This window comes from Cyanobium sp. N5-Cardenillas (genome assembly GCF_024345515.1).
GTDB lineage: Bacteria > Cyanobacteriota > Cyanobacteriia > PCC-6307 > Cyanobiaceae > Cyanobium.
The window spans coordinates 1-7,084 of the sequence record NZ_JAGQBG010000168.1; the positions used below are offsets into that span (position 1 = coordinate 1).

The following is a 7,084-nucleotide window of genomic DNA, read 5'->3' on the forward strand; positions in this document are numbered from 1 at the left end:
AGTTTGCGGTCGGCGGCGGGCAGCACAAGCGCCGTGATTCCGAACGACGCGCCATAGCAAAGCAGCGACGCCACCAGGTAGAGCATGGAGGTGCGGATGCCTTCTGATGGAGGCCGGATCCGCAAGATGAATTGGCCCAGGCATGCCGCAAGAACGGCAGCCAAAAGATATACTGCCTGCAGCGTGCTTTTTGACAGCATTGGTCCATGACGATATCGACACATCATATCGCCATTTGCATTCCCTGTTACAACGAGTCGTCCAATGTTGAAGCGCTCTATGTGAGGCTTTCCAGGGTTCTCGAGCAGTTTTCGGACGATGTCTTCTCGATCGTTTTTGCCGATAATTGCTCCACCGACAACACGGTTGCCCTGATCGAGTCATTGGCGGCAAGGGATTCACGGGTTGGCCTGATTCGCAATGTCTCGAACTTCGGTTTTGTGCGCTCCTCCGCTAATGCCCTGCTGGTCCCTGACGCCGATGCCAATGTCTTTCTGATGTCGGATCTGCAGGATCCCCCCGAGCTTGTGGCCGATCTGATCACGGCCTGGAAGCAGGGCGACAACCAGGTGATCTTCGCCGTGCGGCGTTCGAGCCATGAAAGCCCAATCCTGTTTCTTTGCAAGAAGATCTATTACGCCACCCTGTCCTGGCTGTCCGACTATCCGATGGTGCGAGATACCACCGGCTTCGGTATCTACGATCGCTCCGTGATTCTAGCACTGCGGGAGTCGATCGATTCCTATCCCTTCATCAAGGGTCTGGTCTGCGCCATCGGCTTCAAGTGGTCGACGATTCCCTACGTGAGCGCCGATCGCAAGGGGGGCAGCAGCTCCGCCTCCCTGTCGTTCCTGGTGGATTTCGGCGTGCTCGGCATCGTTACCTCTTCCCGCAAGCCGATGCGGCTGATCACCACCGCCGGCCTGTCGCTCGGGGCCTTCTCGATCCTGCTGTCGTTCGTGGTGATGGTCAGCAAGCTGATCTTCTGGAACAGCTTCCAGTTCGGTGTGGCCATGCTGTCGGTCTCGGCGTTGTTCTTCGCCGGCGCGATGATGTTTGCCCTCGGCATCCTGGGCGAATACATCGGCTTCATCAACCAGCGCACCCTGCGCCTGCCCCTGGTGGTGGAGCGCAGCCGCCATAACGTGCCCAGCCGGGCCGCCTGAGGGGGGACGGTGGCGCCGCGGCGGCGGCTCGGCCATGAAAAAGCCGGGCCCGCAGGCCCGGCAACCGTGGGAGATCAGCGGATCGCTGTCGGCTTCGAGCCGGCCCCGCCCACCGGGCTCAGCCCAGCGCCTTGGCGGTGGCCACAACGTTGTCGACGGTGAAGCCGAACTTCTCGAGGCAGACGCCGCCCGGGGCGGAGGCACCGAAGCTGTCGATCGAGACGCTGGCGCCGTCGAAGCCGGTGTACTTGTGCCAGCCGAAGGAGCTGGAGGCCTCCACCACCACCCGCTTGCGCACGGCGGCGGGCAGCACCGACTCGCGGTAGGCGGCGTCCTGCTCCTCGAACAGCTCGACGCAGGGCATCGACACCACCCGCACCGCCTTGCCTTCGGCGCTGAGCTGGGCAGCGGCCTTGACGCAGAGGTCGAGTTCGGTGCCGGTGCCGATCAGGATCAGGTCCGGGGTGCCGTTGCAGTCGTTGAGGATGTAGCCACCCTTGGCCACCTTGTCGGCGGCGGAGTTGGCCTGGTTGACCATGGCCTGGCGGCTGAGGGCCAGCACCGTGGGGCGCTTGCGGTTGGTGACGGCGACCTTGTAGGCCCCCACCGTCTCGTTGCCGTCGCCGGGGCGGATCACCAGGAGGTTGGGGATGGCACGCAGGTTGGCGAGGGTTTCCACGGGCTGGTGGGTGGGGCCGTCTTCGCCCAGGCCGATCGAATCGTGGGTGAGCACGTAGATCACACCCAGCTCGGAGAGGGCCGACAGCCGCATGGCGCCGATCATGTAGCCGGCGAACACCAGGAAGGTGCCGCCGTAGGGGATCAGGCCGCTGTTGTGGTAGGCGATGCCGTTGAGGATCGCCGCCATGGCGTGCTCCCGCACGCCGAAGTGCAGGTAGCGGTTGGCTTCGTGGCCCTTCTGGAAGCTGGCCTCGCCCTTGATGTCGGTGAGGTTGGAGTGGGTGAGGTCGGCGGAGCCGCCGATCAGCTCCGGCAGGCCGGGGCCGAAGGCGTTGAGGGCGTTGTAGGAGTGCTGGCGGGTGGCCAGGCCCTTGTCCTCGGGGGTGAACACCGGCAGGGCCGCGTCCCAGCCCTCGGGCAGCTCACCGCGCAGCAGGCGCTCGAACTCGGCGGCTTCGGCGGGGTAACGGCTGCGGTAGGCGGCCAGGCTTTCGTTCCAGGAGGCTTCGGCGGCAGCGCCGCGCTGGATCGCTTCGCGCCAGTGCTCGTAGGCGGGCTCGGGCACCTCGAAGGCCCCGTAGCTCCACTCGAGCTGCTGGCGGGTGAGCTCGGCCTCCTCGGCCCCGAGGGCGGCGCCGTGCACCCCGGCGGTGTTGGCCTTGTTGGGGGAGCCGTAGCCGATCGTGGTGGTGACCTTGATGAGGCTGGGACGGTCGGTGACCGCCTTGGCCGCCTCGATTGCCCGGGTGATGGCGGCCACGTCGGTGTTGCCGTCTTCGACGTGCTGCACATGCCAGCCGTAGGCCTCGTAGCGCTTCATCACGTCCTCGGTGAAGGACACGCCGGTGTTGCCGTCGATGGTGATGTGGTTGTCGTCGTAGAGGGCGATCAGCTTGCCCAGACCCAGGTGACCGGCCAGGGAGGCAGCCTCGCCCGAGACGCCCTCCTGGTTGCAGCCGTCACCCATCAGCACGTAGGTGTAGTGGTCGACGATCGTGGCGTCGGGCTTGTTGAACTTCGCCGCCAGGTGGGCTTCGGCGATCGCCAGCCCCACGGCGTTGGAGATGCCCTGGCCCAGGGGCCCGGTGGTCACCTCGACGCCGGGGGTCTCGAAGGTTTCCGGGTGGCCGGGGGTGCGGGAGCCCCACTGCCGGAACTGCTTGATGTCCTCCAGGGTCACGCTGTCGTAACCGGTGAGGTGCAGCAGCGCATACAGCAGCATGCAGCCGTGGCCGGCGGAGAGCACGAAGCGGTCGCGGTTGAACCACTGCGGATTCTTGGGGTTGTGGCGCAGCACCTTGTCCCACAGGGAGAAGGCCATCGGTGCGCAGCCCATGGGCAGGCCGGGGTGCCCCGAATTGGACTTGTTGATCGCATCGACCGCCAGGAAGCGGATGCTGTTGATGCAGAGCGTCTCTACGTGGCTCTCGACCTGGGTGGTGGTGGCGGCGACCATGGCTTGACGGGGGAGTGCAGGGAGGAGGGAGGTGTTCCTGGGAGGGAGGCCCGATGCGCTGGCGCTTCGGGTGATCAGGGCATCCGGCGGAAGGCGAGGCAGACGTTGTGGCCGCCGAATCCGAAGGAGTTGGAGAGCACGACGTTGACGTTGTGTTCCCGGGCCTGGTTGGGCACCACATCCAGATCGCAGGCAGGATCGGGCGTGCTGTAGTTGATCGTAGGCGGTACGAGGTTGTGGGACACCGCCAGCACCGCGGCGATGGCCTCGATGCCGCCGCTGCCGCCCAGCAGGTGGCCGGTCATCGACTTGGTGGAACTGACCGGGATGGTCATGGCGTGGGCCCCGAGGGCCGACTTGATGGCGGCGGTCTCGTTGCTGTCGTTGGCCTGGGTGCTGGTGCCGTGGGCGTTGACGTAATCCACCGCCTCCGGCTCCAGCCGGGCATCGGCCAGGGCCAGCCGGATGGCCTCCGCCGCCCCCACCCCGCCGGGGGACGGAAGGGTGTAGTGGTAGGCGTCGCAGGTCATGCCGTAGCCGACGATCTCGCCGAGCACCCGCGCCCCCCTGGCCGTGGCGTGCTCGAGGCTTTCGAGCACCAGCACACCTGCCCCCTCTCCGATCACGAAGCCGTTGCGCTCGGCGTCGAAGGGGCGGCTGGCCGTGGCGGGGTCATCGTTGCGGAACGAGAGGGCCCGGGCGCTGGCGAAGCCGGCCACCCCCAGGGGGGTGATCGCCGATTCGGCCCCGCCGCAGACCATGGCGTCCGCCAGGCCCATCTGGATCAGGCGGAAGGCGTCGCCGATGGCGTTGGAGCCGGCGGCGCAGGCGGTGGCCACGGCGCTGCTGGGCCCCCTGGCGCCGATGGCGATGGCCGCCAGCCCGGTGGCCATGTTGGGGATCATCATCGGCACGCAGAACGGGCTGACCCGGTCGGGACCGCGGTCGGCCAGCACGTGGGCCTGGGTTTCCATCATCAGCAGCCCGCCAACGCCGGAGCCGATGGCCACCCCGACCCGCGGCGCATTGCTGTCGTCGATGCTCAGGCCGGCATCGGCCACCGCCTGTTTGGCCGCGACCACACCGAACTGGCAGAAGCGATCCCAGCGCTTCGCTTCCTTCGGCTCCAGCCAGCCCGCCGTGTCGAAGTCCTTGACTTCGGCGGCGAAGCGGCACGCATGACGGGAGGCATCAAAGAGGGTGATCGGCGCCACCCCATTGCGGGCGCTGATCAGCCCCTCCCAGTAATCCGCGACGTTGTTGCCGATCGGTGTGACCGCGCCCAGGCCGGTGACGACGACGCGGCGGAGACCCTCCACCATGGACGCCTCAGGCCTGCTTCTCTTGGATATATTTGACGGCGTCGCCCACCGTGGTGATCCCTTCGGCCGACTCGTCGGGGATCTCGATGTCGAAGGCTTCCTCCAGGGCCATCACCAGCTCGACGGTGTCGAGGGAATCAGCACCCAGGTCGTTCTGGAAGTTGGATTCCGGCTTGACCTCGTCAGCCTCCACGCTGAGCTGTTCGGCAACGATCGACCGGACTTTCTCGAAGATCGCTTCCTGGGACATGGCTGCTGTGAGGGAGGCAGCATCCTACGGGTCGCCCCGGTCGGGCCCTTTCGCCGTATGAACAAGGGTGACGGCCGAGGCCGGGTCCGGCCCTGCGCCGGAAGGGTGTGGGTACTTTGGGCACCTCGCCGTTCGTTCCCGGCCCTGGCATGTCCCACGCCGTCAAGATCTACGACACCTGCATCGGCTGCACCCAGTGCGTCCGTGCCTGCCCCCTCGACGTTCTCGAGATGGTGCCCTGGGATGGCTGCAAGGCCGCCCAGATCGCTTCCTCGCCCCGCACCGAAGACTGCGTCGGCTGCAAGCGCTGCGAAACCGCCTGCCCCACCGACTTCCTGAGCATCCGCGTCTACCTGGGCGACGAGACCAGCCGCTCCATGGGCCTGGCCTACTGACGCCGGCGGGGCCGCTGCCCTCCCATAAGCTCTTGCCCGGCGCCAGCGCCGGGCTTTTTTTTGGCCCCTCACCCCCGTTTCCCGCCGGATTGCTTCTCCTATGTGCGGCATCGTTGCCCTGATCGGCTCACGGGAGGCGGCCCCCCAGCTGCTGGAAGGTCTGCGCCAGCTGGAGTACCGCGGCTACGACTCCGCCGGTATCGCCACCGTCGACGGGGCCGGGCTGCACTGCCTCAAGGCCGAGGGCAAACTGGTCAACCTGACGGCCCGTTACGAGGAACGGGGCGCCCCCGGCCAGTGCGGCATCGGCCACACCCGCTGGGCCACCCACGGCAAGCCGGAGGAGCGCAATGCCCACCCGCACCTTGATGGCAGCGGCCATCTGGCCGTGGTGCAGAACGGCATTATCGAGAACCACCGCAGCCTGCGGGAGGAGCTGCAGGCGGAAGGGGTGGCGTTCCGCTCCGACACCGACACCGAGGTGATCCCCCACCTGCTGTCCCGCCAGCTGGGGCAGCGCCAGGCGGAAGGGGCGGTGGCCTCGCCGGCGCTGCTGCTGGAGGCCCTGCAGCAGGTGCTGCCCCTGCTGCAGGGGGCCTACGCCCTGGCCGTGGTGTGGGCGGCGGTGCCCGGGGCCGTGGTGGTGGCCCGGCGGCAGGCGCCTCTGCTGATCGGTCTGGGGGAGGGGGAGTTCCTCTGCGCCAGTGACACGCCCGCCCTGGCGGGTTTCACCCGCACGATCCTGCCCCTGGAGGACGGCGAGGTGGCCCTGCTGACCCCCCTGGGCATCGAGCTCTACGACCGGGCTGGGTCGCGGGTGCAGCGCAACCCCACCCTGCTGGTGGGCACCGAGCACGTGGCGGACAAGCGCAGCTTCCGCCACTTCATGCACAAGGAGATCCACGAGCAACCGGAGACGATGGCCCTGTGGGTGGCCCGCCACCTGCCGGAGGGGGCCCTGGTGGCGCTTCCCCTCGACGAGTCCGTCTACGAGGGGGTGGAGCGGATCCAGATCCTGGCTTGCGGCACCAGCCGCCATGCGGCCCAGGTGGGGGCCCATCTGCTGGAGCAGCTGGCGGGGCTGCCGACGTCGGTGTTCTACGCCAGCGAATTCCGCTACGCCCCGCCGCCGCTGGAGCCCCACACGCTCACCATCGGCGTCACCCAGTCGGGCGAGACGGCCGACACCCTCGCCGCCCTGGCCATGGAGCAGGAGCGCCGCTTCCTGGTGGCCGATCCGGCCTACGCGCCGCGCCTGCTGGGCATCACCAACCGCCCCGAGAGTTCCCTCGGCCGGCTGGTGCCGCACCTGCTCGACATCGGCGCCGGCATCGAGGTGGGGGTGGCGGCCACCAAGACCTTCCTCGGCCAGCTGCTGGCCTTCTACGGCCTGGCGCTGGCCTTCGCCGAACGCCGCGGCGGCACGGCCCACCCCCTGGGCGGCGGCCGCACCCCCGCCGAGCTGCGGGCCCTGGCGGAGCAGCTGCGGGCGCTGCCGGCGGTGCTGCAGCGGCTGGTCGATGACCATGACCGCTGCTGCGCCGAGCTGGCCCATCTGTTCGCCGACACCCAGGACGTGATCTTCCTGGGGCGGGGGATCAACTACCCGATCGCCATGGAGGGGGCCCTCAAGCTCAAGGAGATCAGCTACATCCACGCCGAGGGCTACCCGGCGGGGGAGATGAAGCACGGCCCGATCGCCCTGCTCGATGCCCGGGTGCCGGTGGTGTCGATCGCCGTGCCCGGCAGCGTGTTCGAGAAGGTGCTCTCCCATGCCCAGGAGGCCAAGGCCCGCGATGCCCAGTTGATCGGCG

7 protein-coding genes are annotated in these 7,084 nt (G+C 68.0%); 3 read left to right on the forward strand and 4 right to left on the reverse strand.

The window, feature by feature from the left end; translation table 11 throughout:
• The coding region (locus tag KBZ04_RS12650; RefSeq protein ID WP_254992268.1) for a hypothetical protein at positions 1-200 on the reverse strand (200 nt) is incomplete at its 3' end.
• Positions 201-206: 6 nt separating this feature from the next.
• Between KBZ04_RS12650 and KBZ04_RS12655 the strand changes: the two genes are divergently transcribed.
• Positions 207-1,166, forward strand: a complete 960-nt coding sequence (locus tag KBZ04_RS12655) for a glycosyltransferase family 2 protein (protein ID WP_254992269.1) — start codon at positions 207-209, stop codon at positions 1,164-1,166.
• 118 nt (positions 1,167-1,284) lie between these two features.
• Here KBZ04_RS12655 and tkt read toward each other — a convergent pair whose 3' ends face one another.
• The 3 genes from tkt to acpP all read right to left on the reverse strand — a co-directional run bounded on the left by tkt (position 1,285) and on the right by acpP (position 4,875).
• Positions 1,285-3,303: a transketolase gene (tkt, locus tag KBZ04_RS12660; protein WP_254992270.1), complete on the reverse strand. Its 2,019-nt coding sequence runs from the start codon at positions 3,301-3,303 to the stop codon at positions 1,285-1,287.
• 74 nt (positions 3,304-3,377) lie between these two features.
• The gene (fabF, locus tag KBZ04_RS12665; RefSeq protein ID WP_254992271.1) at positions 3,378-4,625 is read right to left on the reverse strand and encodes a beta-ketoacyl-ACP synthase II; all 1,248 of its coding nucleotides are present in this window, start codon (positions 4,623-4,625) and stop codon (positions 3,378-3,380) included.
• 7 nt (positions 4,626-4,632) lie between these two features.
• Positions 4,633-4,875 (reverse strand): acyl carrier protein, encoded by a 243-nt coding sequence (gene acpP / locus KBZ04_RS12670; RefSeq protein ID WP_035833476.1) that lies wholly within the window; start codon positions 4,873-4,875, stop codon positions 4,633-4,635.
• 149 nt (positions 4,876-5,024) lie between these two features.
• Between acpP and psaC the strand changes: the two genes are divergently transcribed.
• Both psaC and glmS read left to right on the forward strand, forming a co-directional pair.
• Positions 5,025-5,270: a photosystem I iron-sulfur center protein PsaC gene (gene psaC, locus KBZ04_RS12675; protein ID WP_011377242.1), complete on the forward strand. Its 246-nt coding sequence runs from the start codon at positions 5,025-5,027 to the stop codon at positions 5,268-5,270.
• Between the two features lie 100 nt (positions 5,271-5,370).
• Positions 5,371-7,084 (forward strand): glutamine--fructose-6-phosphate transaminase (isomerizing) (glmS, locus tag KBZ04_RS12680; protein ID WP_254992272.1); only part of this gene is annotated, 1,714 nt, incomplete at its 3' end.

Coding starts and splice junctions, on each gene's coding strand:
- KBZ04_RS12655 (WP_254992269.1), top strand. CDS start 207: ATGACGATATCGACACATCATATCGCCATTTGCATTCCCTGTTACAAC.
- tkt (WP_254992270.1), bottom strand. CDS start 3,303: ATGGTCGCCGCCACCACCACCCAGGTCGAGAGCCACGTAGAGACGCTC.
- fabF (WP_254992271.1), bottom strand. CDS start 4,625: ATGGTGGAGGGTCTCCGCCGCGTCGTCGTCACCGGCCTGGGCGCGGTC.
- acpP (WP_035833476.1), bottom strand. CDS start 4,875: ATGTCCCAGGAAGCGATCTTCGAGAAAGTCCGGTCGATCGTTGCCGAA.
- psaC (WP_011377242.1), top strand. CDS start 5,025: ATGTCCCACGCCGTCAAGATCTACGACACCTGCATCGGCTGCACCCAG.